The 26856-nt window shown below is 42.7% G+C and carries 22 protein-coding genes and 3 pseudogenes; 22 read left to right on the top strand and 3 right to left on the bottom strand.

The window, feature by feature from the left end; all coding sequences use genetic code 11:
* Nucleotides 1-57 precede the first annotated feature (57 nt).
* The 10 genes and pseudogenes from C1E58_RS07790 (at nucleotide 58) to C1E58_RS07830 (ending at nucleotide 8618) form a co-directional block, all read left to right on the top strand.
* Nucleotides 58-585 (top strand): hypothetical protein, encoded by a 528-nt coding sequence (locus C1E58_RS07790; RefSeq protein ID WP_105209955.1) that lies wholly within the window; start codon nucleotides 58-60, stop codon nucleotides 583-585.
* Nucleotides 586-839: 254 nt separating this feature from the next.
* Nucleotides 840-1310, top strand: a complete 471-nt coding sequence (gene rimP, locus C1E58_RS07795) for a ribosome maturation factor RimP (protein ID WP_105106918.1) — start codon at nucleotides 840-842, stop codon at nucleotides 1308-1310.
* Nucleotides 1311-1349: 39 nt separating this feature from the next.
* Nucleotides 1350-2504: a transcription termination factor NusA gene (gene nusA / locus C1E58_RS07800; protein ID WP_105209956.1), complete on the top strand. Its 1155-nt coding sequence runs from the start codon at nucleotides 1350-1352 to the stop codon at nucleotides 2502-2504.
* Between the two features lie 16 nt (nucleotides 2505-2520).
* Nucleotides 2521-2817 (top strand): RNase P modulator RnpM, encoded by a 297-nt coding sequence (gene rnpM / locus C1E58_RS07805; protein ID WP_105114456.1) that lies wholly within the window; start codon nucleotides 2521-2523, stop codon nucleotides 2815-2817.
* Complete coding sequence (locus C1E58_RS07810) at nucleotides 2774-3112, top strand: YlxQ-related RNA-binding protein (RefSeq protein ID WP_105114457.1); 339 nt, start codon at nucleotides 2774-2776, stop codon at nucleotides 3110-3112. The genes rnpM and C1E58_RS07810 overlap by 44 nt, the downstream gene beginning before the upstream one ends.
* Nucleotides 3113-3129: 17 nt before the next feature.
* Nucleotides 3130-3493: pseudogene (locus C1E58_RS12620) on the top strand (translation initiation factor IF-2 N-terminal domain-containing protein); the annotation flags it as partial.
* A 215-nt stretch (nucleotides 3494-3708) separates the two neighbouring features.
* A pseudogene (infB, locus tag C1E58_RS07815) lies at nucleotides 3709-5919 on the top strand (translation initiation factor IF-2); the annotation flags it as partial.
* A 130-nt stretch (nucleotides 5920-6049) separates the two neighbouring features.
* The gene (gene rbfA, locus C1E58_RS07820) at nucleotides 6050-6403 is read left to right on the top strand and encodes a 30S ribosome-binding factor RbfA (RefSeq protein WP_024379497.1); all 354 of its coding nucleotides are present in this window, start codon (nucleotides 6050-6052) and stop codon (nucleotides 6401-6403) included.
* Nucleotides 6404-6616: 213 nt separating this feature from the next.
* Nucleotides 6617-7312, top strand: coding sequence for a colicin release lysis protein (locus C1E58_RS07825; RefSeq protein WP_105114459.1), 696 nt, complete (start codon nucleotides 6617-6619; stop codon nucleotides 7310-7312).
* Nucleotides 7313-7478: 166 nt separating this feature from the next.
* Complete coding sequence (locus C1E58_RS07830; RefSeq protein WP_105209958.1) at nucleotides 7479-8618, top strand: carbohydrate-binding domain-containing protein; 1140 nt, start codon at nucleotides 7479-7481, stop codon at nucleotides 8616-8618.
* A 36-nt stretch (nucleotides 8619-8654) separates the two neighbouring features.
* Here the strand turns inward: C1E58_RS07830 and C1E58_RS07835 are convergent, their stop codons facing one another.
* A complete protein-coding gene (locus C1E58_RS07835; protein WP_105114461.1) occupies nucleotides 8655-9314 on the bottom strand; it encodes a trimeric intracellular cation channel family protein in 660 nt (219 codons plus the stop codon).
* A gap of 232 nt (nucleotides 9315-9546) precedes the next feature.
* Between C1E58_RS07835 and C1E58_RS07840 the strand changes: the two genes are divergently transcribed.
* The 8 genes and pseudogenes from C1E58_RS07840 (at nucleotide 9547) to C1E58_RS07875 (ending at nucleotide 21112) form a co-directional block, all read left to right on the top strand.
* Nucleotides 9547-10515, top strand: a complete 969-nt coding sequence (locus C1E58_RS07840) for a thiamine pyrophosphate-dependent dehydrogenase E1 component subunit alpha (protein WP_029187403.1) — start codon at nucleotides 9547-9549, stop codon at nucleotides 10513-10515.
* Between the two features lie 52 nt (nucleotides 10516-10567).
* Complete coding sequence (locus C1E58_RS07845) at nucleotides 10568-11563, top strand: alpha-ketoacid dehydrogenase subunit beta (RefSeq protein ID WP_002942393.1); 996 nt, start codon at nucleotides 10568-10570, stop codon at nucleotides 11561-11563.
* A 217-nt stretch (nucleotides 11564-11780) separates the two neighbouring features.
* Nucleotides 11781-13166: a dihydrolipoamide acetyltransferase gene (locus C1E58_RS07850; RefSeq protein ID WP_105209959.1), complete on the top strand. Its 1386-nt coding sequence runs from the start codon at nucleotides 11781-11783 to the stop codon at nucleotides 13164-13166.
* Nucleotides 13167-13364: 198 nt separating this feature from the next.
* Nucleotides 13365-15125, top strand: a complete 1761-nt coding sequence (lpdA, locus tag C1E58_RS07855; RefSeq protein ID WP_105209960.1) for a dihydrolipoyl dehydrogenase — start codon at nucleotides 13365-13367, stop codon at nucleotides 15123-15125.
* A gap of 140 nt (nucleotides 15126-15265) precedes the next feature.
* The gene (locus C1E58_RS07860; RefSeq protein WP_105209961.1) at nucleotides 15266-16105 is read left to right on the top strand and encodes an HAD family hydrolase; all 840 of its coding nucleotides are present in this window, start codon (nucleotides 15266-15268) and stop codon (nucleotides 16103-16105) included.
* 188 nt (nucleotides 16106-16293) lie between these two features.
* Nucleotides 16294-17127, top strand: coding sequence for a BglG family transcription antiterminator LicT (gene licT / locus C1E58_RS07865; protein ID WP_105114465.1), 834 nt, complete (start codon nucleotides 16294-16296; stop codon nucleotides 17125-17127).
* Between the two features lie 198 nt (nucleotides 17128-17325).
* Nucleotides 17326-19235, top strand: a pseudogene (locus C1E58_RS07870) (beta-glucoside-specific PTS transporter subunit IIABC).
* A gap of 191 nt (nucleotides 19236-19426) precedes the next feature.
* Entirely contained in the window at nucleotides 19427-21112 is a 1686-nt protein-coding gene (locus tag C1E58_RS07875) for a carboxylesterase family protein (RefSeq protein WP_105114466.1), read from the top strand.
* A 126-nt stretch (nucleotides 21113-21238) separates the two neighbouring features.
* On the opposite strand, the gene C1E58_RS07880 is transcribed toward C1E58_RS07875, so the two are convergent.
* The gene (locus tag C1E58_RS07880) at nucleotides 21239-21568 is read right to left on the bottom strand and encodes a putative quinol monooxygenase (protein ID WP_419579767.1); all 330 of its coding nucleotides are present in this window, start codon (nucleotides 21566-21568) and stop codon (nucleotides 21239-21241) included.
* A 249-nt stretch (nucleotides 21569-21817) separates the two neighbouring features.
* The gene (locus tag C1E58_RS07885) at nucleotides 21818-22732 is read right to left on the bottom strand and encodes an AraC family transcriptional regulator (protein ID WP_105209962.1); all 915 of its coding nucleotides are present in this window, start codon (nucleotides 22730-22732) and stop codon (nucleotides 21818-21820) included.
* Between the two features lie 110 nt (nucleotides 22733-22842).
* Between C1E58_RS07885 and C1E58_RS07890 the strand changes: the two genes are divergently transcribed.
* The 4 genes from C1E58_RS07890 to C1E58_RS07905 are packed head-to-tail and all read left to right on the top strand — an operon-like array spanning nucleotide 22843 to nucleotide 26845.
* A complete protein-coding gene (locus C1E58_RS07890; RefSeq protein WP_105209963.1) occupies nucleotides 22843-24327 on the top strand; it encodes a family 1 glycosylhydrolase in 1485 nt (494 codons plus the stop codon).
* A 44-nt stretch (nucleotides 24328-24371) separates the two neighbouring features.
* Complete coding sequence (locus tag C1E58_RS07895; protein WP_044689260.1) at nucleotides 24372-24755, top strand: VOC family protein; 384 nt, start codon at nucleotides 24372-24374, stop codon at nucleotides 24753-24755.
* A gap of 12 nt (nucleotides 24756-24767) precedes the next feature.
* Nucleotides 24768-26237, top strand: coding sequence for a glycoside hydrolase family 1 protein (locus C1E58_RS07900; protein ID WP_105209964.1), 1470 nt, complete (start codon nucleotides 24768-24770; stop codon nucleotides 26235-26237).
* Between the two features lie 8 nt (nucleotides 26238-26245).
* Nucleotides 26246-26845 (top strand): histidine phosphatase family protein, encoded by a 600-nt coding sequence (locus C1E58_RS07905; protein WP_105209965.1) that lies wholly within the window; start codon nucleotides 26246-26248, stop codon nucleotides 26843-26845.
* Nucleotides 26846-26856 lie beyond the last annotated feature (11 nt).

Below are 26856 nucleotides of genomic sequence, written 5' to 3' on the forward strand. Positions count from 1 at the left end.
GGAGGGGGGGGGGGGGGGGGGTATACTATAGAAAGAATAAATTAAAAGGAGATTGATATGATTAAATTTAAAGAGTTGACACCATTTCTAGATAAATGGAGCTACTTCCCAAATGGTGAGGATATGCCAGAACTATCATTAGAATTTTGCAAGTTAGTAATCGAAGAAAGCGCTGCAAAATTAGATTTACCAGTAGAAGTTTTTGTTGATCAAATCAATGTAGGTGGTTTGTTCAAGAAGGAAGAAGAAGCTTGCTTGGTTGTGCGTCACCCAGAACATATAAAAGATTATATTAGTTTAGTATTTAGACTCCGTACACAAGGCAGTATGCAAATTCTACAAGTGGATCAGTTAGGTACTAGTAAGCAACTAAAGAAACTGCATGCGGATGAATTTAACAGAAAGCATCGCGAGGAACGCTGGCATAATTCAGATCACACAATTAGTCAAAAAATGTTATACAGTGTTGGAAACAAGTTAGGTAATGCTATTGCTACTTTTGGTTTAAATAAGGCTAAAGTCGAGCAGGAGCAAGAGTACTATCAATTATTAAGTGATATTTTATCACAATTCAGCAATGATTAAAAAGTAATGAAATAATCCTGGGTCTAGATGTTTAGGAAACGGAATGATTTTTCCAGTTGCTTAATTGATTTAATTGATCAAACAAGCGTGATATGGAGAACGTTTACAAGGTCTATTCTTATCGTTTTCCTTTACAGGTGCTAGAAATTGTGGTAGAATACATGATAGAAATAAAGAGAAAAGGGGGTTGACGTCAGTCAACCCTTTCCCTGTATGCAAATTGTAGCAGGTTAGAATTGTAAAAGGAGGTGCCTATGTCATCAATTATTGATTTAGTCACGGCTACCATTGAACCAGCTATCCAAGCTCCTTATGAGCTGGTAGATGTGGAATATGGCAAAATGGGTGGTGACTATGTCTTATCGATTTTCATTGATAAGGAAGGAGGGATTTCCCTTCAGGATACGGCAGATTTATCCGAAATCATTAGTCCGCTTTTGGATACGATTCAGCCAGATCCATTTCCAGAGCAGTATATGCTTGAAGTGACCAGTCCAGGTTTAGAACGTCCCTTGAAGACAGCAGAAGCAGTTGCCCAGGCTGTTGGGAAATATATTCATGTCAAGCTGTATCAGGCTATTGACAAGGTCAAAATCTTCGAGGGAACCCTTCTGTCCTTTGATGGAACTGATTTGGTCATGGAATATATGGACAAGACTCGTAAAAAAGAAGTGACCATTCCATATTCGACTGTAGCCAAGGCACGTTTAGCCGTTAAAATTTAAGTATAAGAAAGGACCTTTTGCTATCAAAAGGAAATTAAGATGAGTAGAGAAATGCTAGAAGCCTTCCGCATTTTAGAGGAAGACATGGGTATTAACAAGGCGGATATTATTGATGCAGTGACAGAATCACTTCGTTCTGCTTATAAGCGCCGCTATGGACAAGCTGAGTCAGCAGTTATCGAGTTTGATGAGAAGAAGGCTGATTTCCACGTATATACTGTCCGTGAAGTAGTGGATGAGGTCTTTGATAGCCGTTTGGAAATCAGCCTCAAGGATGCCTTGGCCATCTCAACTGCCTATGAAATGGGTGATAAAATCAAGTTCCCAGAAGATCCAGCAGAATTTGGTCGCGTAGCTGCCCAATCAGCTAAGCAGACAATCATGGAAAAAATGCGCAAGCAAAAGCGTGCCATTACCTTTAATACCTACAAGCAACATGAAAATGAAATCATGTCTGGTACGGTAGAGCGTTTTGACAATCGTTTTATCTATGTCAACCTTGGTAGCATTGAAGCACAGTTGTCAAAACAGGATCAAATTCCTGGTGAGGTTTTCCAATCACATGACCGCATTGAAGTCTATGTTTACAAGGTAGAAGACAATGGTCGTGGGGTTAACGTATTTGTCAGCCGTAGCCATCCAGAAATGATCAAACGCCTCATGGAGCAGGAAATTCCTGAAGTGTATGATGGGACTGTTGAGATCATGAGTGTTGCTCGTGAAGCAGGTGACCGTACAAAAGTTGCTGTTCGTAGCCACAATCCAAACGTGGATGCTATCGGTACGATCGTTGGTCGTGGTGGTTCAAATATCAAGAAAATCACGAGCAAATTCCACCCAGCTCGTTACGATGCTAAGAATGACCGTATGATTCCGACTGAGGAGAATATTGATGTCATCGAGTGGGTAGCAGATGAAGCGGAATTTATCTACAATGCTCTTGCACCTGCAGAAGTTGACCAAGTATTGTTTGACACGGAAGATGGCAAGCACGCTACAGTCGTTGTGCCAGATGATAAATTGTCATTAGCAATCGGTCGCCGTGGACAAAACGTTCGTTTGGCAGCTCATTTGACAGGATTCCGTATCGACATCAAGTCTGCTTCCGAATATGAGGCATTTGAGGCTGCTCAATATGCGGCAGAAGAGCTTGTAGAAGAAGTCGCGGAAGAATTTACAGAAGAACAAGAATAGAACAAAAGGAGCAACCATGGCAAAAGCTAGAAAAATACCCTTGCGCAAGTCTGTGGTGTCCGGTGAAATCATCGACAAACGGGATTTGCTCCGTATTGTAAAAAATAAAGAAGGTCAAGTATTTATCGATCCAACAGGCAAGGCCAATGGGCGAGGAGCCTATATCAAACTAGATAATACTGAAGCTGCCCAGGCTAAAAAACGCCGTGTCTTTGACCGTTCCTTTAGCATGGAAGTACCTGAAGAGTTCTACGATGAATTGATTGCCTATGTTGATCACAAGGTCAAGAGGAGAGAACTTGGACTGGAATAAGAAACAGAAAATCTTAAATTTATTGGGCTTGGCTCAACGGGCAGGTCGCTTGGTTTCAGGTGAAGATCTGGTTGTTGAAGCCATCCAAAAAAAGCAGGCAAAGCTGGTGTTTCTAGCTGACGATGCTGCTGGAAATTTAAGTAAAAAAGTAACAGATAAAAGTCATACCTATCAAGTAGAAGTTGTAACAGTGTTTTCAACACTGGAATTGAGTGCAGCTGTCGGCAAGGCTAGGAAAGTTCTTGCAGTGACAGACGCTGGATTTACAAAGAAGATGAGGTCTATTATGGAATAGAACAGGAGGACAAGGCATTGTCTAAGAAGAGATTGAATGAAATTGCCCGAGAATTAGGCGTAAGTAGCAAGGAAGTTGTTGCTAAGGCGCAAGAATTGGGTTTTGAAGTCAAAAGCCATGCTTCAAGTGTAGATGAAGCAAGTGCCAAACGTTTGGCGGATAGCTTTAGCAAAAAAGTAGAAGCACCTAAACCTGCAATGAAAGTGCAGCCGGTCGAAAAGCCCGTTGAAAACAAGGTTGAAGTTGTAAAAGAAGAAGCACCTGCGCCAACGCCTAAGGAAGAAGCAAAGGTGGCTGCACCAGCAACACCTCACCGTCCACAGAGCCGTAACTTTAAGGCAGAACGGGAAGCGCGTGCCAAGGAGCAAGCTGCTAAACGAGCACAAGGTAAAGGTGGTCAAGGCAAACAGAATCAAGACCGTCGTGATAATCGTCAACAAGGTCAAAACCGTCCAAATAATGACCGTAATGACCGACGCGATAATAGACGTGAGCAAGGTTCAGATAAACGCAAGGACAATCGTTTTGGTGACCGTCGCGACAATCGTCACCAGGATAACCGTTCAGGCCAGTCAGCTCGCTTTGAGCAAAGAGAGGCTGCAAAACCTGCGGCACCTAAAATTGACTTCAAAGCGCGTGCAGCAGCTCTAAAAGCTGAGCAGAATGCAGAATATGCTCGTACTAGCGAGGAGCGTTTCCGCCAAGCTCAAGAAGCGAAGAAGCAACCGAAAAAACCGAAAGAAATCAAGTTTGAAGAACCGGTGATTGAAAGCAAGCCATTTGTTAAACCAACACCAGTCGCAGCGGTACCTGAGAAAGTTGCAGAAAGCGCTGTAGATACCCGTCGTAAGAAACAAGCTCGACCAGATAAAAAACGTGACTTTAACAGTGACGAAGAAGATGGTCCACGGAAACAACAAAGAAATCGAAATAGTCAAAATCAAGTGAGAAATCAAAGAAATAGTAACTGGAATAACAACAAGAAAAATAAAAAAGGCAAGAATAACCAGCCTGCTAAACCAGCAACCGAACGCAAGTTCCATGAATTGCCAACTGAATTTGAATATACGGCTGGTATGACCGTTGCAGAAATTGCAAAACGGATCAAGCGTGAGCCTGCTGAAATCGTCAAGAAACTCTTCCTCATGGGTGTCATGGCAACGCAGAACCAATCTCTTGATGGCGATACCATTGAACTCCTAATGGTTGATTATGGAATTGAAGCCAAAGAAAAAGTAGAGGTCGACAATGCCGATATCGAACGTTTCTTTGTCGAAGAAGGCTACCTCAATGAAGAGGAAATGGTGGAGCGTCCACCAGTTGTGACGATCATGGGTCACGTTGACCATGGTAAGACAACGCTTTTGGATACTCTTCGTAATTCTCGTGTCGCAACAGGCGAAGCGGGAGGGATCACCCAGCATATCGGTGCCTACCAAATTGAAGAAAACGGCAAGAAGATTACCTTCTTGGATACGCCTGGACACGCTGCCTTTACATCTATGCGTGCTCGTGGTGCCTCTGTTACCGACTTGACCATCTTGGTCGTTGCAGCAGATGACGGTGTTATGCCACAGACCATCGAGGCGATCAACCACTCAAAAGCGGCCAACGTTCCAATCATTGTTGCTATCAACAAGATTGACAAACCAGGTGCAAACCCAGAGCGTGTCATCGGTGAATTGGCTGAACATGGTGTTATCTCAACTGCTTGGGGCGGTGAGTCTGAGTTCGTAGAAATTTCTGCCAAATTCAACCAAAATATCGATGAATTGTTGGAAACGGTTCTTCTTGTAGCTGAAATCCAAGAACTCAAGGCAGACCCTACAGTTCGTGCCATCGGTACAGTTATCGAAGCGCATTTGGATAAAGGTAAAGGTGCTGTCGCAACCCTTCTTGTTCAACAAGGAACACTGAATGTTCAAGACCCAATCGTTGTCGGAAATACCTTCGGTCGCGTTCGTGCTATGACAAATGACCTTGGTCGTCGTGTCAAGGTTGCTGGTCCATCAACGCCAATTTCGATCACTGGTTTGAACGAAACACCAATGGCTGGTGACCATTTTGCAGTCTACGAAGATGAAAAATCTGCGCGTGCAGCTGGTGAAGAACGTGCCAAACGTGCACTTCTCAAACAGCGTCAAGCTACCCAACGTGTTAGCCTTGAAAACCTCTTTGACACTCTTAAAGCAGGTGAAGTTAAGTCAGTTAATGTGATCATCAAAGCTGACGTACAAGGCTCTGTTGAAGCACTTGCTTCATCTCTTCAGAAAATCGAAGTGGAAGGTGTGCGTGTTAATATCGTTCACTCAGCAGTTGGTGCCATTAACGAATCAGACATCACTCTTGCGGAAGCATCAAATGCGCTTGTCATCGGTTTCAACGTTCGTCCAACTGCCGAAGCCCGCAATCAAGCGGAAGCGGATGATGTAGAAGTTCGTCTTCACAGCATCATCTACAAGGTGATTGAAGAGATGGAAGATGCCATGAAAGGGATGTTGGATCCTGAGTACGAAGAAAAAATCATCGGTGAAGTAGTTATCCGTGAAACCTTCAAGGTATCCAAAATTGGTACTATCGGTGGATTTATGGTCGTACGTGGTAAGGTTACCCGTGATTCAAGTGTCCGTGTCATCCGTGACGGCGTTGTGATCTTCGATGGTAAATTGGCAAGCTTGAAGCGTTACAAAGATGACGTGAAAGAAGTCGGAAATGCCCAAGAAGGTGGTTTGATGATTGAAAACTACAATGACATTCGTGTAGATGATACCATCGAAGCCTACATCATGGAAGAAATTAAGAAATAGTCAACCTGAAAAGGTGCTATTTCAACCAACATATAAAATAAGGTGGATAGAAAGTACTTGCTTTCCTTCTACCAGCAAGAAAAGCTGAGGAAACTCAGCTTTTCTATCATTCAGTTAGAAAGGAAAGACTATGGCAAACCATTTTCGAACAGACCGTGTAGGGATGGAAATCAAGCGTGAAGTCAATGAGATTTTACAAAAGAAAGTCCGCGATCCTCGTGTGCAAGGTGTGACCATCACCGATGTCCAGATGGTTGGGGATTTGTCTATGGCAAAGGTTTACTATACTATTATGAGTAACCTGGCTTCTGACAACCAAAAAGCCCAAACAGGTCTTGAAAAAGCAACGGGAACGATTAAGAGAGAACTTGGCCGCAAGCTCACTCTTTATAAAATTCCTGATTTGGTTTTTGAAAAAGACCAATCGATTGAGTACGGCAACAAGATTGACCAAATGTTGCGAGCCCTAGAACAAAAAGATTAATACTCTTCGAAAATCAACATCAGATTTTCATTGAGTATAAGATAGGAAAGTCGAGTGGAAACATTCGGCTTTTTCTAATTTGACTCTTGTTTCGGTAAGATACTGTCTGTTTTTTAGGGTACCTCTAAATATGATTTATTACATCGTGTAAACGTGTACAAATAACAATAAAGATGGTATACTTAGATAAAAGAGAAGGTGGAGTAGTATCATATGAAAAAAGTTCTTACCAAGTTCATCCTGGTATCAAGTCTTGTTTTGTTGGCTGCTTGTCAATCGAATCAGACAAAGGAAGTGGAAAATTCTAGTTCGTCTACCAGTAGTTCAGTTCAAACTTCAACAAGCTCAAGTCAGGAAATTTCAACCAGTACAGAAACTTCGTCTAGTTCCGAAGCACAAACTGACACTTCATCTACGGTTGCTCAAGCGGTACCGACGATTTATCAATCCGTTATTGAGCGCTATCAAGCAAACCTAGGTCAAGCGGCAGAAGCAATAAATCAAGATGAGGTCAGTAGCTACCTGAGTTTATTAACTAGCCAAGGGAAAGAATATAGCGGACTATTTTATAGTTTGTATGATATCAATCATGATGGAGCAGAGGAGTTGCTTTTAGCTTTAGATAAATCAGGAGAATATGTTTTAATTGATCTCTACACCCAGCTCTCTGGAGAGAGTTTGCGACTAATAGATAATTTCAGGAATACCGGCTTGGAGATCGGTCCAGATGCGCAGCTCTATCCCTTGCAGGACGGAACCTATTTATTTGAAGGGAATGGTGTGTATCGTACTTACCAATACAATGCCATGATTCCTGGTTTGAAGAAAGTTGCGGAGTATGACAGTAGACCAGAAACGGGTGCCTTACTGGATTTGACAAGCTTAACTTGGACAAAGTTAGAAAAATAAGAGATGTTAAAGACTGGCTATCAGTCTTTTTTGCTGGCTTTACTGAAAATTTACTTTAAGTTTTCTTTTTGTTATCTTTAATCTTTCTTTTAGGAATGGGGAGTAAACTGAGAGCATATCAGGAAGGCAACCAAAACTTCCTAAAGAAAGAAAAGGAATCTACATTATGAAAACAAATCTAAAAAAACTTCTCTACTCTGGTGTTACTCTTATGAGTCTTGGTGTCTTGGCGGCTTGCTCGACAGCTTCTAGTTCGACAACAACATCAAGTTCTGTAACTACGAGTCAGTCAGCGACAGGTTCAAACAACTCGACAGCATCTAATTCAAGTTCTTCATCGATTGACTGGTCAGCTCTTCCAACAACAGAAGTAACCTTGTCAAATGATGGTTTGAAGATTACAGAAGGTGGTACTTACATCCTGACTGGTTCAACAACAGCAGGTGTGATGGTTGAAACAGATGCTAATGTTCGAATCATTTTAGCAGGTGCTGATATTTCAAGTTCGGACACCGCTGCTATCAATGTGATTAAGGCGGATAATGTTGAGTTGGAAATCAAGGACGGGACAAGCAACACAGTAAAAGATACCAGCAATCACTCAGATACAAACATCGAAGGAGCCATCCATGTTGAAGCTGATTTGACCATTACTGGTAATGGTAACTTGACAGTTGAAGGTAATTTCCAAGATGGTATCGTATCAACAGATGACCTTGTGGTAAATTCTAGCAACATTACTGTGACAGCAGTTGATGATGGTATTCGTGGTAAAGATTCATTGACTATCAATGGCGGAACAATCAATGTAACTGCAGGTGGTGATGGTATCAAATCAACCAATGACACAGATACAACTAAAGGATATACAACGATTATAGGTGGTGAAATCACTGTTAAAGCAGGCGATGATGGTATCAAAGCAGAAACTGCATTGACCATCGATGGTGGTACCATTACAGTACCTGAATCTCTTGAAGCCCTTGAAGGAACCAATATTACCATCAATGGCGGTACATTAGATGTCTACGGTTCAGATGATGCCATTAACGCTGCAAGCACAACTTCGACAGACATCTTTATCAAGGTGACAGGTGGTGACTTGAAAGTTGCAGTAGGTAGTGGTGATACAGATGCCTTCGATGCTAATGGAGATATCTACATCTCAGGTGGTACCATTGATGTGACAGCTCCAACATCAGCCTTCGACTTCGATGGAACTGCTGAATTGACAGGTGGTACAGTAAGGGTTAATGGTGAACAAATTAGCCAGATTGTAGCAACAGGTCCTGGTGCTCGATGGTAAGATTGACTAAAAACAAAAAGGTCTGAGTTGAGCAACTCAGGCCTTTCGTTTTCTATCCATATTTGGGAGGTTGATTTTATACTTGATGACCAAGAGCCGAATAATCAGACTAATGGTAAAAATACTGATAAAGGTCGGAATTTGTGGTAATTGCCAATCGACAATGCAAAGGTGGTAGAGAACACCAGAAAAGAAGGCTAGAACAGCATAAACATCTTCCTTAAGGACAATGGGAGTTTCATTGACCAATAAATCACGGGCAATCCCGCCGCCAACACCTGTCAGGGCCGCTAGTATTCCAGTTGTCATGGCGTTTAGTTGAAGGTCAACGCCAGTATTGGCACCGATAAGGGCGAAGATAGCTAGTCCGATAGCATCAAAGACTAGATTAATCTGGGAAAGAAAATGAACCATCTTTTTATCAAGTGGCTGATCCTGCTTTAGATTGATGACAATGATATACATGATAATGGCCACACCTATAGAAAGGTAGATGGCTTTTGGATCTGTTAAAGCTGCTGGAATACGATTGGCCATGGTGTCGCGGATAATGCCGCCGCCCACAGCTGTAATAATACTGAGCAGGCTAATCCCAAAAATATCTAGATTTTTCTTAAAACCTTTTATGGCACCTGAAACAGCAAAAGCGATAGTACCAATGTAGTTGCAAATGATAAGAAATAGATCGAATTCCATACGCACCTCCTTCTTTATATTAACAGAAAGGATGGAGGCTGACAAGTTTAGATTATAGTTTGTGAAAATTATTTCAAAAGGTGTAGGCAAAAGAATGTTGAATTGTGAAAAAACGCACTAAATCAGGCTTCTTCACAAAAATTTCAGTAAGTAGAAAACGGTTCAATTATTTGCCATTTGTGAAATATTGGTCTATCATATTACAGAACGAGAAAAACCTTTGGAGGAAATTATGGTATCTATCTCAAAAGAACAACACTTGGATATGTTCCTAAAAATGCAACAAATCCGTGATGTTGATATGAAATTGAACAAATTGGTGCGTCGTGGCTTTGTACAAGGTATGACTCACTTCTCAGTTGGTGAAGAAGCGGCTGCGGTTGGTCCAATCGCTGGTTTGACAGACCAAGACATCATCTTCTCACACCACCGTGGTCACGGTCACGTTATTGCAAAAGGGATTGACATTAACGGTATGATGGCTGAGCTTGCTGGTAAAGCAACTGGTACATCTAAAGGTCGTGGTGGTTCCATGCACTTGGCAAACGTTGAAAAAGGAAACTTTGGTTCAAATGGTATCGTAGGTGGTGGTTATGCTCTTGCAGTTGGTGCTGCCCTTACTCAACAATACCTTGGTACAGATAATATCGTTATTGCTTTCTCAGGTGACTCAGCGACAAACGAAGGCTCATTCCATGAGTCAATGAACTTGGCAGCTGTTTGGAACTTGCCAGTTATCTTCTTCATCACCAACAACCGTTACGGTATCTCAACAGATATTTCTTATTCAACTAAGATTCCTCACCTCTACCAACGTGCTGCTGCATACGGTATGCCAGGTCACTATGTTGAGGATGGTAACGATGTCATTGCTGTTTATGAGAAAATGCAAGAAGTCATCGAATACGTTCGTGCAGGAAACGGACCAGCAATGGTTGAGGTTGAATCATACCGCTGGTTTGGTCACTCAACTGCCGACGCTGGTGTTTACCGTACCAAAGAAGAAGTCAACGAGTGGAAAGCAAAAGACCCACTTAAGAAATACCGTAAATACTTGACAGAAAACAAGATTGCGACAGACGAAGAATTGGATGCCATCGAAGCACAAGTTGCAGAACAAGTAGAAGCATCTGTGAAATTCGCACAAGAAAGCCCAGATCCAGACATCTCAGTAGCTTACGAAGACGTTTTCGTGGATTAGTCTACTGTCCAGATTGAAGAAAATTTTTGATATAAGTAGGAGAAATTTTAAAATGGCTGAAACAAAAGTAATGGCCTTGCGTGAAGCGATTAACTTGGCTCAAAGCGAAGAAATGCGTAAGGATGAAAAAGTATTCTTGATGGGTGAAGACGTCGGTATCTACGGCGGTGACTTCGGTACATCTGTTGGTATGTTGGACGAATTTGGTCCAAAACGCGTTCGCGACACGCCTATCTCTGAGGCAGCAATCGCTGGTTCTGCGGTTGGTGCAGCTCAAACAGGTCTTCGTCCAATCGTTGACTTGACTTTCATGGACTTCATCACAATTGCCCTCGATGCGATTGTTAACCAAGCGGCTAAAACCAACTATATGTTTGGTGGTGGCTTGAAAACACCTGTAACCTTCCGTGTGGCATCTGGATCAGGTATCGGTTCAGCGGCACAGCACTCACAATCTCTTGAAGCTTGGTTGACCCACATCCCAGGTATCAAAGTTGTTGCACCAGGTACAGCGAACGATGCAAAAGGTCTCTTGAAATCATCTATCCTTGACAACAACCCAGTTATCTTCTTGGAGCCAAAAGCTCTTTACGGTAAGAAAGAAGAAGTGAACTTGGATCCTGATTTCTACATTCCACTTGGTAAAGGTGAAATCAAACGTGAAGGTACAGATGTAACTATCATTTCATACGGTCGTATGTTGGAACGTGCCTTGAAAGCTGCTGAAGAAGTAGCTGCTGAAGGCATCAGCGTAGAAGTGGTTGACCCTCGTACCCTTATCCCATTGGATAAAGAATTGATCATCGAATCTGTGAAGAAAACTGGTAAGGTTATCTTGGTCAACGATGCTTACAAAACAGGTGGTTTCATTGGTGAAATCGCATCAATCATCACAGAAAGCGAAGCCTTTGACTACTTGGATGCACCAATCATCCGTATCGCTTCAGACGATGTACCAGTTCCTTACGCAAACATTCTTGAAAACGCAGTATTGCCAAACGTAGAGAAAATCAAGGCGGCAATCTATAAGCAAGTAAACAAGGGTTAAGAAAGATGAAAGGACGGGCAACCGTCCTAGCCCTGTTTGAAAGAGTGTAGCCAGAATTTGACCTGACTTGATGAAACAGTCTGGTTTAATGGTTACGTAAGAAACTGAAAGAAAGGAATTGAACCCGTCCGGAAGACTTGGAAAAAAGATAAATCGCTACGAAAAGGAGGATTTTCTATTTTTCAATCGTTTTCTGTTCGGACTTGGTATCTAAAAAATGGCTATTGAAATCATTATGCCTAAGCTCGGTGTGGACATGCAAGAAGGTGAAATCATCGAGTGGAAAAAACAAGAGGGCGATTTCGTCAATGAAGGCGATGTCATCTTGGAAATGATGTCTGACAAGACCAGCATGGAGCTGGAAGCAGAAGAGTCAGGCGTCTTATTGAAAATTGTTCATGGAAACGGTGCTACTGTTCCCGTAACAGAAGTTATTGCCTACTTGGGTGCTGAAGGTGAGACAGTTGAAGCAGGAGCTTCATCTGCTCCAGTTGCTCCTGCAGCAGCAATCGAAGAAGTGCCTGCAGGTCGTACACCTGTCATCGTTGCACCTGCAGTTGCTGCCAAGCCACAAGGTGGTGGCAAGGTTCGTGCGACTCCTGCAGCACGTAAATTGGCGCGTGAGCTTGGAATTGACTTGGGTCTTGTTCCAGGAACAGGTGCTAACGGTCGTGTCCACAAGGTTGACGTTGAAGACTTCAAGGGAGCAGCTCCAAAAGCAACTCCGCTTGCAGCCCGTATTGCAGCCGACCAAGGTGTTGACTTGTCAACTCTTACTGGTTCAGGTGTCAATGGTAAGATTGTTAAGGACGACGTTCTTGCAGTACTTGCTCCTGCAGCTGTAGAAACTGCTGCTCCAGCACCGAAAGCAGAAGAAAAACCAGCTAAAGAATTGCCAGAAGGCGTTGAAATCATCAAGATGAGCCCAATGCGTAAGGCAATTTCAAAAGGTATGGTCAACTCTTACTTAACAGCTCCAACCTTTACGCTTAACTACGATATCGACATGACCAACCTCATGGCATTGCGTAAGCAAGTCCTTGAGCCAATCATGAACAAGACTGGTCTGAAAGTGACCTTTACAGACTTGATTGGTCTTGCGGTTGTTCGTACTTTGATGAAAGAAGAACACCGTTACATGAACGCATCTTTGATTAATGATGCTCAGGAAATCGAGTTGCACAAGTTTGTCAACCTTGGTATCGCGGTAGGTTTGGATGAAGGATTGGTGGTGCCAGTTGTTCACGGTGCAGATAAGATGAGCTTGTCTGACTTCGTAGTGGCTTCGAAAGATGTCATCAAGAAGGCGCAATCTGGTAAGTTGAAGGGTGCTGAAATGTCAGGTTCGACCTTCTCTATCACCAACTTGGGTATGTTTGGTACTAAAACCTTTAACCCAATCATCAACCAACCAAACTCAGCAATCCTTGGTGTTGCGGCAACTGTTCAAACACCAGTTGTCATCGACGGCGAAATCAAAATCCGTCCAATCATGGCACTCTGCTTGACCATTGACCACCGTATCGTTGACGGTATGAATGGTGCTAAGTTCATGGTTGACTTGAAGAACTTGCTGGAAAACCCATTAGAATTATTAATCTGATAAGGTTTTTATTGGTCGAAAATAAAGGAATGTAGATTTCTGAATAGAAAATAAAGAAAGGGAATAAGAGCGAGAGAGTTTTAGCAATTGAACCCGAGCGGAAAGCTCGGAAAAATAGATAAATCGTTTAGAAAATCAGGATTTTCTACGATTTCCTAATTTTTCAGTCGCTTTCTCTTCGCTCTTGGTATCTTAATCATGGCAATTGAAATTATTATGCCTAAACTTGGTGTAGATATGCAAGAAGGCGAAATCATCGAGTGGAAAAAACAAGAAGGTGATTTTGTCAACGAAGGTGATGTTATCTTGGAGATGATGTCAGACAAGACAAGCATGGAATTGGAAGCAGAAGAATCAGGTGTTCTTTTGAAAATCGTTCATGGTAACGGTGCAACAGTTCCTGTAACTGAAGTCATTGCTTACCTTGGTGCAGAAGGTGAAACTGTTGAAGTGGGTGCTGCACCTGCTCCAGCAGCAGTTGCTCAAGCAACTGCTGACTTGAAAGCAGCTGGTTTAGAAGTGCCTGGAGCTCCTGCAGCAGCTCCACAAGCCCCTAAGGCTGAATTGGCTGCTGACGAGTATGATATGGTTGTTGTCGGTGGTGGTCCTGCTGGTTACTACGCAGCTATTCGTGGTGCTCAATTGGGCGGTAAAATCGCTATCGTTGAGAAATCAGAATTTGGTGGTACTTGTTTGAACAAGGGTTGTATCCCAACTAAGACTTACCTTAAGAACGCTGAAATCCTTGACGGCTTGAAGATTGCAGCTGAGCGTGGTATCAACCTTGCTTCAACAAACTACACCGTTGACATGGACAAGACAGTTGACTTCAAGAACAAGGTTGTGAAGACATTGACTGGTGGCGTTCAAGGTCTCTTGAAAGCTAACAAGGTAACCATCTTCAATGGTCTTGGTCAAGTAAACCCTGACAAGACTGTTGTCATTGGCGACAAGGTTATCAAAGGTCGTAGCATCATCCTTGCAACAGGTTCTAAAGTATCACGCATCAACATCCCAGGTATTGATTCTAAGTTGGTATTGACTTCTGATGATATTCTTGATTTGCGTGAAATTCCTAAGTCACTCACTGTTATGGGTGGTGGCGTAGTCGGTGTGGAACTTGGTTTGGTTTACGCATCATACGGCACAGAAGTAACAGTTGTTGAAATGGCTGACCGTATCATTCCAGGTATGGACCGCGAAGTGTCTGTTGAATTGCAAAAAGTCCTTTCTAAGAAAGGTATGAAATTCTTGACATCCGTTGGTGTATCTGAAATCGTTGAAGCTAACAACCAATTGACAATCAAGTTGAACGACGGTTCAGAAATTGTTTCTGAAAAAGCCCTTCTTTCAATCGGACGTGTACCACAATTGGCTGGTCTTGAAAATCTTAACCTTGAATTGGACCGCGGTCGTATCAAGGTTAACGAATACCAAGAAACATCTATCCCAGGTATCTACGCACCAGGTGATGTCAACGGTACCAAGATGTTGGCACACGCTGCTTACCGTATGGGTGAAGTGGCAGCTGAAAATGCCATCAACGGCAACCACCATAAGGCTAAATTGGACTTCACACCAGCAGCGGTTTACACACACCCAGAAATCGCGATGGTTGGTTTGACAGAAGACCAAGCTATTGAGATATACGGTAAAGAAAACATCCTTATCGGTCGCAACAGCTTCACTGGTAACGGTCGTGCGATTGCTTCTAACGAAGCACATGGTTTTGTAAAAGTTATCGCTGAGAAGAAATACCATGAAATCCTTGGTGTTCACATCATCGGTCCAGTTGCAGCTGAAATGATCAACGAAGCAGCAACCATCATGGAATCTGAATTGACAGTTGACGACGTGGCAGCATCAATCCACGGTCACCCAACCTTCTCAGAAGTGATGTACGAAGCCTTCCTTGATGTTCTTGGTGTTGCGATCCACAACCCACCAAAACGTAAATAATCAGATAAGTAAAAAGAAAGCCCGTGTGGCTTTCTTTTTTTGCATGTTCATACAATAGTATCAATCTTTCGCAGTTTTTGACTGTTATTTGGTAGAAAAACAGACTATACTTGTAGTAGAAAAAGGCAAGGAGAATAAAGATGCGCAAGATTATTTTTTTAGATGTGGATGGGACCTTGGTAGACTATCACAATCGAATTCCAGAATCAGCTATTCGTGCTATCCGGCAGGCTAGAGAAAATGGGCATTTGGTCTATGTCTGTACTGGTCGCAGTCGGGCAGAAATGCAGCCAGAACTATGGGAAATTGGCTTGGACGGAATGATTGGTGGCAACGGCTCCTATGTAGAGCATCAGGGCAAAGTCGTCATGCACCAACTCATATCAGAAGAGGATAGCCGAGCGATTGTGGACTGGCTTCATGAACGCGGTCTGGAATTTTACCTGGAAAGCAACAACGGCCTTTTTGCCAGTGAGAATTTCCGTGAACGGGCTCGTGAAACCTTGAAGATTTATGCCATGAACAAGGGAAAAACAGCTGAGGAGGTCGCTAATCAAGAGGTAGAAGATGTCATGCATGGAATGGTATTTGATGGAGAATTGTACCGAGATGATTTGAATAAAATCAGTTTTGTGCTCGATTCCTATCAGGATCATTTGGACTCCAAGGAAGCTTTTCCCAACTTGGTCGCAAATACTTGGGGTGGCCGCGGAGAGTCAGCTCTATTTGGTGACCTAGGAGTGAAAAACATCGACAAGGCGCATGCGATTAATGTTTTGTTGGACTATTTAGGAGCCAGTCAGAAGGATACCATCGCTTTTGGAGATGCTAAGATTGATATTCCCATGCTGGATTACTGTGCGGTTGGGGTCGCTATGGGAAATGGCGGAGCGGAGATCTTGGCTATGGCTGATATGATTACAGACGATGTTGAAGAAGACGGCCTTTACAATGCCTTTGACAGATTAGGGTTGCTATAAGATTTTTGAATTAGAATAATTTGTTCTAAAGTATTGCCAAACCGCTTACAATCTGATAAGATAAGAATAGGATTGTTACTGATAAGCAGGCAAAACCTAAGTAGATAGTAAATGGTCTGGAAACAGCCTTATTTGCTATATGCTTGGGTTCTTTTTTATCAGTCAAGTGAAATAGGTGGTGAGAACAAATGCAGATAGAAAAAGTCTATAACAATAATGTTGTTCAAGCAGTTGATAACCAGGGACGTGAATTGATTGTAATGGGGAAGGGTCTGGGATTTCAGAAGAAAACTGGTGAACAAGTAGATGCCAGTAAGATTGAAAAGACTTTTGTTCTTCAAAACGATAATCAACAGGCAGATCTAACCAATCTCTATCTTCAAATGGGGAATGGAGAGACTGAGGTTGTCAATACTATTATTGCTAAGGCAGAAACAGTTTTGGGTGTTTCCTTTGATCTATCACTTTACCTTGCATTAGGTGATCACCTCCACTTTGTTTTCCAAAGAAGTCGAGAAGGATTAAGCATTGAAAATCCTTTGGCTTGGGAAATTAGAAAATTTTATCCACAAGAATATCAGTTGGGACTAGCGGCGCTTGCTTATATCAAGGAAAGCTTGGGACTGGACTTGGAAAAATCAGAAGCATCATCTATTGCTCTTCACTTGATCAATGCTCAGAAAAATGGTGCTTTTGGAAAAGATAGTCAGATTATAAGTAAAATTGTCACACAGATCTTAGACATTGTCCGCTTGCATTTTGGCTGTGTAGCTTATGAAGAAGATACCAGCTACCACCGTTTTGTGACCCATGTGCAGTATTTTGCCCAGCGGGTGGCAAATGGGATTGTAGAAGGACAGAACGATGCCTTCCTTTATGAGCAGGTCAAAGCTAACTATCCGGATTCCTTTGCCTGTACACAAAAGATTCAGCAGTATATTGCTCAGGTCTATCAATTTGAAATGTCCAAGGATGAACAAGTCTATTTGACCATTCATATCCAACGTTTAAAAACTAGTTAGAAAAAAATCAAAAAAACTTCAGAAAACGCTTGCAAAAGTTTTGGCAATGTGTTATTATAATTTTAACAAAAGGATTGTTACTGGTTAGCAGGCAAAACCTAAATATATACAAGACATGATTGTTGGCGTATGCTATCAACTGTGTTTGGTATATGTTTAGGTTTTTCTGTTTATCAGAAAAAAGAAAGGAGCCGAAAAATGGCAAAGGATTATACAGATTTAGCTACAGATATCGTAGCTCACGTCGGAGGAAAAGAAAACATCAGCAGTCTCAAACACTGTGTGACTCGTCTTCGTTTTGGTCTCAAGGACGAAAGCAAGGCAGACACTGATTACTTAAAGGCGCGTGATGGTGTTGTGACAGTTGTACAAGCTGGAGGTCAATACCAGGTAGTTATTGGCAACCACGTACCCGATGTCTATGCAGCGGTGCAAAAAGTTGCGGGGATCGCAGGGGACGGTGCTTTGGATATTGACGAAGGTGACGGACCAAAAGGCAATCTCTTTGACCGCTTCGTTGATTTGGTTTCAGGTGTATTCCAACCCTCACTCGGTGTTTTAGCAGCTGCCGGTATTATCAAAGGAATCGTTGCCATTTTAGCTGCAACACTTGGCTGGAATAGTACCAATAGTGCATTATATGTAATCTTGAATGCCGCAGGTGATGGTTTCTTCCAATTCCTACCAATTGTGCTGGCTTATAATGCAGCTCGCAAATTCAGAATGAATGAATTTACAGGTATGGCAATTGCCATGGCCCTAGTTTATCCAACACTTCCTACAACAGTTGCAGGTCTTGCAGAAGCAGGTTTAGATAAAGTATTTGGAATTACTCTTCAATTACCAGCGTCTGGTAGCTATTTGCAAACAGTAATGCCAGTTTTACTTGCTGTATGGGTGGCATCCCATGTTGAGAAGTTTATGAAGAAAATCACGCCCGATGTGGTCAAAGTCTTCATCGTTCCATTTGCAACACTACTTATTACAGTACCTCTTACTTTCTTGGTAGTTGGACCAGTTGCAAACTATATTTCAGATTTACTATCAGCAGGATTTACTGCAGTTATGGGCTTTAGTCCACTACTTTATGGTATCCTTCTAGGTGCATTGTGGCAGGTTATGGTTATGTTCGGTCTTCACTGGGCATTGGTTCCGCTTGCGATTTTGCAGTTCTCACAAAACGGTTGGTCTAATATTTTATTAGCAGCTGCACTTCCAAACTTTACTCAAACTGGTGTGTTGTTGGCTATTATGATGAAAACTAAAGAATCGAAAGTTAAGTCGGTTGCTATGCCAGCATTTATATCTTCTATCTTTGGTGTTACTGAGCCTGCGATTTATGGTGTTACACTTCCGATGAAAACCCCATTCTATATCTCTTGTGCTGTATCTGCAGTAATTGGTGCAGGACTTTCCTTCTTCGATTTGAAAAACTACGCTATGGGAGCTCTTGGTATCTTTATGTATCCAGGCTATGTAAGTCCTGAACTTGGTGTCACACCAATGTGGATTATGATGGGCTTCTCTCTAGCAGCAGTTGTTCTATCATTTGCAGTCCAAATGGCTCTTCCAGTTCCTTACTTGTACGGAGAGCCTACTGAAAAAAAGTAGTTGAGACTCCACAGGAGTCTATCCCAACATTAAAAGAAATCAAGCAAGAAATTATTGCTAGTCCTCTCATTGGTAAAATTGTCAAATTAGAAGATGTTCCAGATGCGGTGTTTGCTTCAGGAGCTATGGGGAAAGGGATTGCCATCGACCCCCTAGACGGTATCCTAGTTTCCCCTGCTAAAGCAGAAGTTACACTTGTCTTCCCAACCAAGCATGCTATCGGTCTACGGACGGAAAATGGAGCAGAGCTTCTCATCCATATCGGCATGGACACCGTTTCCCTCGCAGGTAAAGGTTTTGAGTCCTTTGTCCAAGTAGGGGATATGGTAGAAGCAGGTCAGAAGTTGTTAGAATTCGATCTTCATCAAATCAAAGCAGCAGATTTACCGGTCATCACTCCAATTATCGTGACCAACACAGCTGACTACGAGGACATCTTGGTAACCCAAGAAAGCCAGATCAACAGTGGTGATTACCTGTTGACGACTGTGAAATAATTAAATTGAATAGAGAAAGGGTAAATTAATATTTCTATACAAGACTAGAAAAACAGATAATTTTGTATAGATCATTGTAATAAATCTAAATAGATGCTAATCAGAACGTATTTTCCACGGATTTTGCGAATAAGTTAGTATTTATTTAGATTTTTTTGTGGTAAAAACATATTAAAATATGGGTGATTATTATGAAAAAGATACTATTTTATATACTTACCGTTCTATCCTTCAGCACATTAGCTGCTTGTGGCCAGACTGATAATGCACAGACTTCTATTTTTGATAATAAAGTAACTAAGGTGATCGCTAGTGGAGAAGTCACGGGTCAAAAAGATGATACGACTTCAACAATTGAATGGCTAGGTATCCCTTATGCAGCGGAACCAGTAGGAGAGTTGCGTTGGAAGGCACCGCAACCTGTAGAAAAATGGGAAGGTAGTTTTGATGCAACTGAAACAGGTTCTCCCTTTATTCAAATTTCCAAAGGTGAAGTAATTGGAACGGAAGAAGCTTTGAATCTTGATATTGTAAGACCAGATACAACAGATACCAATTTGCCTGTTGTCGTCTTTCTACATGGAGGCAATAACCAAACTGGTCATGCACAAGAAATCAAAGGAAACGGCTTTGTAAATGATCTCAATGCAGTTTACGTTTCAGTTAACTATCGATTAGGAGCTCTTGGTTTTAATCCTTTAGATGCTCTCAAAAATGGGACTGATGAAGAGAATTCTGGAAACTATACACTTCTAGATATTGCTGCTGCTTTGGATTGGGTTGAAGAAAATATTGAAGTTTTTGGTGGAGATAAGGATAATGTGACCTTAGCAGGCTTTTCGGCTGGTGGTCGTGATGTAATGGCAACATTAATTTCTCCACTATTTAAAGATAAATATGATAAAGCAATCTCCTTTAGTGGAGGAATGACTTTAGCAGATGAAACAGAGAGCCAAGATATTTTTGCAACTGCGATAGCGCCATTAGTTGTTGAAGATGGTATAAAGTCAACAGAGAGTGAAGCAAAAGAATGGTTACTATCTAATGATGATCAAGTAACTGATTATCTCTATGGTCTACCTGCAGAGCGACTGGCTTCTTTGATGGGAAATGCTGGTATTCGTATGTCTGTCTTTCCGCACCTGTATAAAGATGGGGTAGTCATTCCGAAGGAAGGATTTGATACGTCAAATTATAATGATGTGCCTCTTCTTTTAATAACAGGAACTAGCGAATTTTCTTTATTCACAGCTTTCGATCCCTATTTTGCAAATTCTGTGACAGATGGCAGTCTATTTTCAGATGCTGACAAATTAAAAGAATTTATATTTACCGAAACATATGGTAGTGCTCTGTATCGTCTCTCTAACACTGTAGATAGTGCTAGAAAAATGCAAGGAACATATAATTCACCAATATACATTGGAGAAATTTCTTATGGAGATAATGCAGAGACTGCTCCAAAAACAGCTCAGCTGTTAGGTGCCTTTCATGGCGTATTTGAACCTTTACTTCAACAACCATCAAATTATGCTACCTTCATCGGTGAAGATTTCAATTCTGAAGGTGCTAAACAACTAAGCCAACAGTTTAAAGCATATCTGAAAGGATTTATCACAAGTGGTAACCCTGAAGGAGAAAAATTACCACAATGGGAAGAGTGGACAGCTGACGGCAGTCAGGTAATGAAATTTGATGCTAGTTTAGAAAAAGCTGAAATTGAAATGGGTGAAGATTCTCAAACTGCGGAGGACATTGTTATGGACCTTCGAGAAGATAGTAACTTAACTGCAGATAAAAAACAGATTTTAATTGACAATGTGTTGAATGGTCGCTGGTTCAGTCAACCATTGGATGGATTAAAAGTCAACGAATAGTAATTGAATTATTTTTGATAGATTCCATTAAAAGTTTACCAAAGAGTGGTTATTACAGTTGAATAACAAAAAAACATCTGTCTACTAATTAAATAGAGGCAGATGTTGTTTTGTATGATATTGATATTACTTCTCTATAAAATTTCGGTCTCTATCCGGAATCCCATCTTCATCACTGCAATATCGTTCTGCTGTCACAGTCAGCTGGTACTTGCTCCGTAGATCTAGGATTTCCTGCATCATAGGGGAAGCATGGTGGATATCTAGAGCAGCTTGGTCTGTCCAACTATCAATCAAGAGAATGGAATGGGGATCGTCGAGCGGTGCAAAGTATTGGTAACGCTGGTTACCAGCCTGCTGGCGAATGCGGTCTGCAATGCCTCTAGCCTCCATTTCCTGAGCGAAAGCACGTGCATTATCAGCTGATCCAGTATAGTAGAGGTGCATGGTGATCATAATCTAAGATATAAAGGGCGTTCAGCGGACACAGATAAAATATAGTCTTTTAGTTTACTTTTAGTACTAGGCAATGAGCTGCAGGCAGTACTGAAGTACGGCAAAGCGAATTAACGAAGTAATAAAAGAAAAACTAAATGACGTAGGAAACAGAACGACGACGCAAGCGTCTAGTTCTCGTTTATCTTTTTGGCCCAGTCCGTAGCCCGTATTCAGTTCAACCAAATACGGAGGCCCTAGTCCTTTCTATTATTTATCAAAATTGGTATAGGTCCTATTCTTCCGCAATTGCTTGCGGTAGTTGCTAGGGGTGGTGTGGTAGTATTGCTTGAACTGGCGGTTGAAGTTGGACAGGTTATTAAAGCCAACTTCGGTGGCGATTTCCAGTACTGGTTTGAGGGTGTTAGTCAAGAGCTCGGTTGCGGCTCGCAGTCGGACTTGGATGATAAATTCCATACAGGAAGTCCCTGTTTGTTGCTTGAAGACTGTCATAAAGTGAGTTTTGGTATAGCCCATTCGGCCTGCCAGCTCTTCAATGGTCAAGTTATCGGCATAATGTTGCTGGATGTACTCGATCAACAACCGCAGTTTTTCATTCTTCCGATACATATCATCGGTATTTTTTCGGACAATGTAGCGGTGGCGGTAGAGCAGGTAGAAGAGGTCAAATAGTCGACTCTTGAGTGGCAATTCGAAGTAGGGTGGCTGGTGTCTGACCAATTCGAAAATGGTTAGTAAGCACTGTCTGATTTCTGCATAGCCTGGGTCTCGGGCTTGGATGCGTGGAACACACTTGAAGACATCCGTCTGCAGGGGTTGGAGATAGAGCATACTGGTTTTGTCCAAGTGAGAAGCCCCCAGCATATCCAGATGAAAGAGTAAAGTATCCGTCTCGTGCCCCCGTTGCTCAATCGGGTGAATGGAATGCGGAGCATTGGGCCGAATAAGGATTATATCACCAGCCTGACTATTGAAATAATCATAGTCGATATGGTAGCGGGCTGTCCCTCCGTAAACATAGTTGATTTCAAATTCATTATGCCAATGAAAAAGAACATCAGGAATCCCGTTCATGACACTGGTATGGTAATACTTATAGGGCAACAAACGGCTGTCGTAGTCAACGGCGTGTTTGAAGTTCTTATCCGTCAATGGTGGTTGCATACAATTCTCCAATTCGTAGGATAGTACCATTATAGCATATTATTTGAGAAGAAAAGGGTTTCAAATCTGTTTATACTATATTTATCAGAAAAAAGATAAGGGAGAAACTTATGTCACGATTTCCAAAAAATTTCCTCTGGGGAGGAGCTATTGCAGCCAACCAGGCAGAAGGTGCCTATAATGTAGACGGACGCGGTTTGGTCCAGACAGACGTTACAACAGGAGGTTCTGTTAACAGCCCTCGCTATACAACCTACATTGACAAGGATGGCAAGCCAGGCAAGTATGCTTCCATGGGCCATGCTGGTGGTCATCTGCCAGAAGGGGCAACCTATGCAGTTCTAGAAGATCATTATTATCCAAACCATAAGGCTGTGGACTTCTACCACCGCTATAAAGAAGATATCAAGCTCTTCGCAGAAATGGGTTACTCTGTTTTCCGTTTGTCCATTTCGTGGGCACGGATTTTCCCAAATGGTGATGATGCTGAGCCAAACCAAGCCGGCCTAGATTTCTATCGTTCTGTTTTTGAAGAATGCCGCAAGTACGGTATTGAGCCCCTGGTTTCCATTTGGCACTTTGATACACCACTTAGCCTAGAACAACGTTTTGGTGGCTGGAAAAACCGCAAGCTTGTTGATTTCTATGTCAAGTATGCGGAAACTATTTTCAAGGAATACAAGGGGCTTGTTAAATACTGGTTGACCTTCAATGAAATCAACGGTGGCATCATGTTCTTGGATCTCTTTGGTGATGACATGACGGACCAGGATTACCAAGATGCCTACCAAAGTCTCCACCACCAATTTGTTGCCTCTGCCAAGGCCGTTCAAATTGGGCATGAGATTGACCCAGAAAATAAAATCGGGAACATGATTTGCGGTATCACCTTCTACCCTGGGACTTGTGATCCAGCAGATATTCTTGCTAACCAACACGCTTGGGAGCAAAACATCTACTATTGTGGCGACGTGCAGGCCAAAGGAAAATACGGCACCTATGCCAAACGCCTCTGGGCAGAGCACAATGTGGAGCTTGAAATGGCAGAGGATGACCTAGAAGTCCTGGCCAAAGGGAAAGTCGATATGTACACCTTCTCTTACTATATGTCAACCGTTGTAACGACTCACCAGTCAGATGATACAGTATCAGGAAACTTCTCTGCAGGTGCCAAAAACCCTTACTTGACTTACTCAGACTGGGGTTGGGCACATGATCCGTCTGGACTCCAATACTATCTTGAAAAAATGTACGACCGCTATGAAATTCCACTCATGGTTGTGGAAAATGGCTTGGGAGCCTTTGATACGGTGGAAGAAGACGGGGTTATCCACGATGATTACCGCATCGACTACCACCGTGCCCATGTTAATGCCATGGCAGATGCTATTGCAAATGGTGTTGACTTGATTGCCTACACGACTTGGGGCTGTATCGACCTCGTGTCAGCAGGAACAGGTGAAATGCGGAAATGCTACGGCTTTATCTACGTGGATATGGACGATGCTGGAAATGGAACACTGGACCGAACACCAAAAGACTCATTCTACTGGTACAAGAAAGTCATTGCCAGCAATGGTGAAGATGTGGAATAAGGAAGACGGCACTTTGCCGTTTTTCTTTAAGGAAGGAGTACAACATGAGGATAGAACATATAGCAATCTACACTCAGGATTTGGAAGGTATGCGTAATTTCTTTGAAACCTATTTCCATGCTCAATCGAATCAACTCTACCATAATCAGAAAACCAGTTTCAAATCCTATTTTCTTACCTTTGAAGACGGGGCTCGACTGGAAATTATGACCAGAGACGATGTAGTAGACAAACCAAGCCAGCTCAATCATCTAGGTCTCATTCATCTAGCCTTTAGTCTAGGAAGTGAGGAAGCTGTGAATGAGTTGACAGAGCGACTCGTTGCAGCAGATTACCCACTTCTCAGTGGGCCAAGAGTAACTGGAGATGGTTACTATGAATCGTGCGTTTTAGGATTTGAAGGTGTTCAAATTGAGTTAACAGTGTAAAGGAGCCAAGTAATGTCAGAAAAACAATTTCCAAAAGGATTTCTTTGGGGTGGTGCAACAGCAGCCAATCAATATGAAGGTGGTTGGAACTTGGGTGGTCGTGGTCCAGCCACCTCCGATACCTATGTGGCAGTCGATCCCGACAAGCGTAAGGATATGAGCCACTTTGGTAAGCCTGTTTCGCGGGCCGATGTGGAATTTGCCTTGGCAGACCAGGAAGGACTCTATCCAAAACGTTGGGGCTCTGATTTCTATCATCGTTACAAGGAAGACATCGCCCTCTTTGCAGAAATGGGCTTCAAGACCTTCCGACTATCGATTGCCTGGTCCCGTATTTTCCCCAAAGGAGATGAAGTAGAGCCAAATGAAGAAGGTCTGGCCTTCTATGATGCGGTTTTCGAGGAGCTCAATAAATACGGCATCGAGCCGCTAGTGACCCTCTCACATTACGAATTTCCCCTTCATCTTGCTCTGGAATACGGTGGCTGGAAAAATCGCAAGGTTATTGACTTCTTTGTCCGCTATGCCGAGACCGTTTTCAACCGCTACAAGGGCAAGGTCAAGTATTGGCTGACTTTCAATGAAATCAATATCTTGGGTATGGTTGGCTATCTGTCAGGAGGTCTCCTCTTTGAAGATGGCAAGAATGACCTGGAGGCTATGTACCAAGCTGTCCACCACCAATTTATCGCCTCTAGTTTGGCAACAAAAGCAGCCCATGAGATTGATCCAGAAAACAAGGTTGGCTGTATGCTAGCCCGTATGGAGAACTATGCGGCCACTTGCAATCCAGACGATGTTTTGGCGGCCTTGAAAAAAGACCAGGAAAATCTCTTCTATACAGATGTGCAGGTGCGTGGAGCCTACCCTAGTTATATAAAACGCTTCTTCAAAGAAAACAATATCCAGGTCGTGTTCGAGCCGGGAGACGAAGCGATTTTGAAACAATATCCTGTTGATTTCATGAGTTTTTCTTACTATATGACATCCATCACCCGTGCTCTTCCAGACAAGGACAAGGCAACGGCAGGTAATTTGATACTAGGAGAGGCCAATCCTTATCTGGAAGCGTCGGACTGGGGCTGGCAGATTGACCCTGTCGGACTTCGTATCACCCTCAACAAGCTTTATGACCGCTACCAAGTTCCCCTCTTCATTGTGGAAAATGGTCTGGGAGCCTTGGATAAGGTGGAGGCAGACGGCAGTATCCAGGACAGCTATCGTATTGCCTACCTTGAAAAACACATCCAGCAAATGTATGAAGCCATTGAAGACGGTGTGGAGCTCATGGGCTATACCCCTTGGGGATGTATCGATCTAGTTTCTGCTTCAACCAGCGAAATGTCCAAACGCTACGGCTTTATCTATGTGGATGCGGACGATCAAGGAAAGGGCAGTTTTGACCGATCACGGAAGGCATCATTCTACTGGTATAAAGATGTCATTGCCAGCAATGGAGCTAATGTATTGACAGAAAAATAGGAGGTCTTATGACAAAAACGATTTATCTCATGCGTCATGGTGAAACCCTCTTTAATACGCAAAAACGAGTGCAGGGTTGGTCGGATTCTCCCTTGACAGAACGTGGTATCGCTCAGGCTCAAGCCGTTGGTCAGTATTTTAAGGAGCAGGGAATAGTCTTTGCCAGTGCCTATTCTTCCACGCAAGAGAGGGCTACTGATACACTAAAATTAGTTACGGATGCTCCCTACCAACAGCTCAAGGGGCTCAAGGAGATGAACTTCGGGATTTTTGAAGCCAGAGAGGAAGAATTGCTTCCCAAGCATCGGCCAGGTGCTCGCTCCTTTGAAGACCTCTTGGTTGCCTATGGGGGTGAGGACATTCGAGTGGTTGGCGAGCGGGTCAAAGAGGCAATTCTCTCTGTTGCGGAAAGCGATCCAGCGGATCCCATTCTCATGGTCAGCCACGGTGCTGCCATTTGGGGTTTGGTGCAGGTTTTGGATGTCGCCTTCCCACCAGGTGTCTTTCTACCCAACTGTGCCATTTGCCAACTGACTGTTGAGAATAATCAGATACGCTTTGACAAACTGATTGATTCAGCACATGATTTTAAGGTCTATGATTTTTAGAGGAGGAGAAA

The organism is Streptococcus suis (assembly GCF_002964575.1).
Lineage (GTDB): Bacteria > Bacillota > Bacilli > Lactobacillales > Streptococcaceae > Streptococcus > Streptococcus suis_R.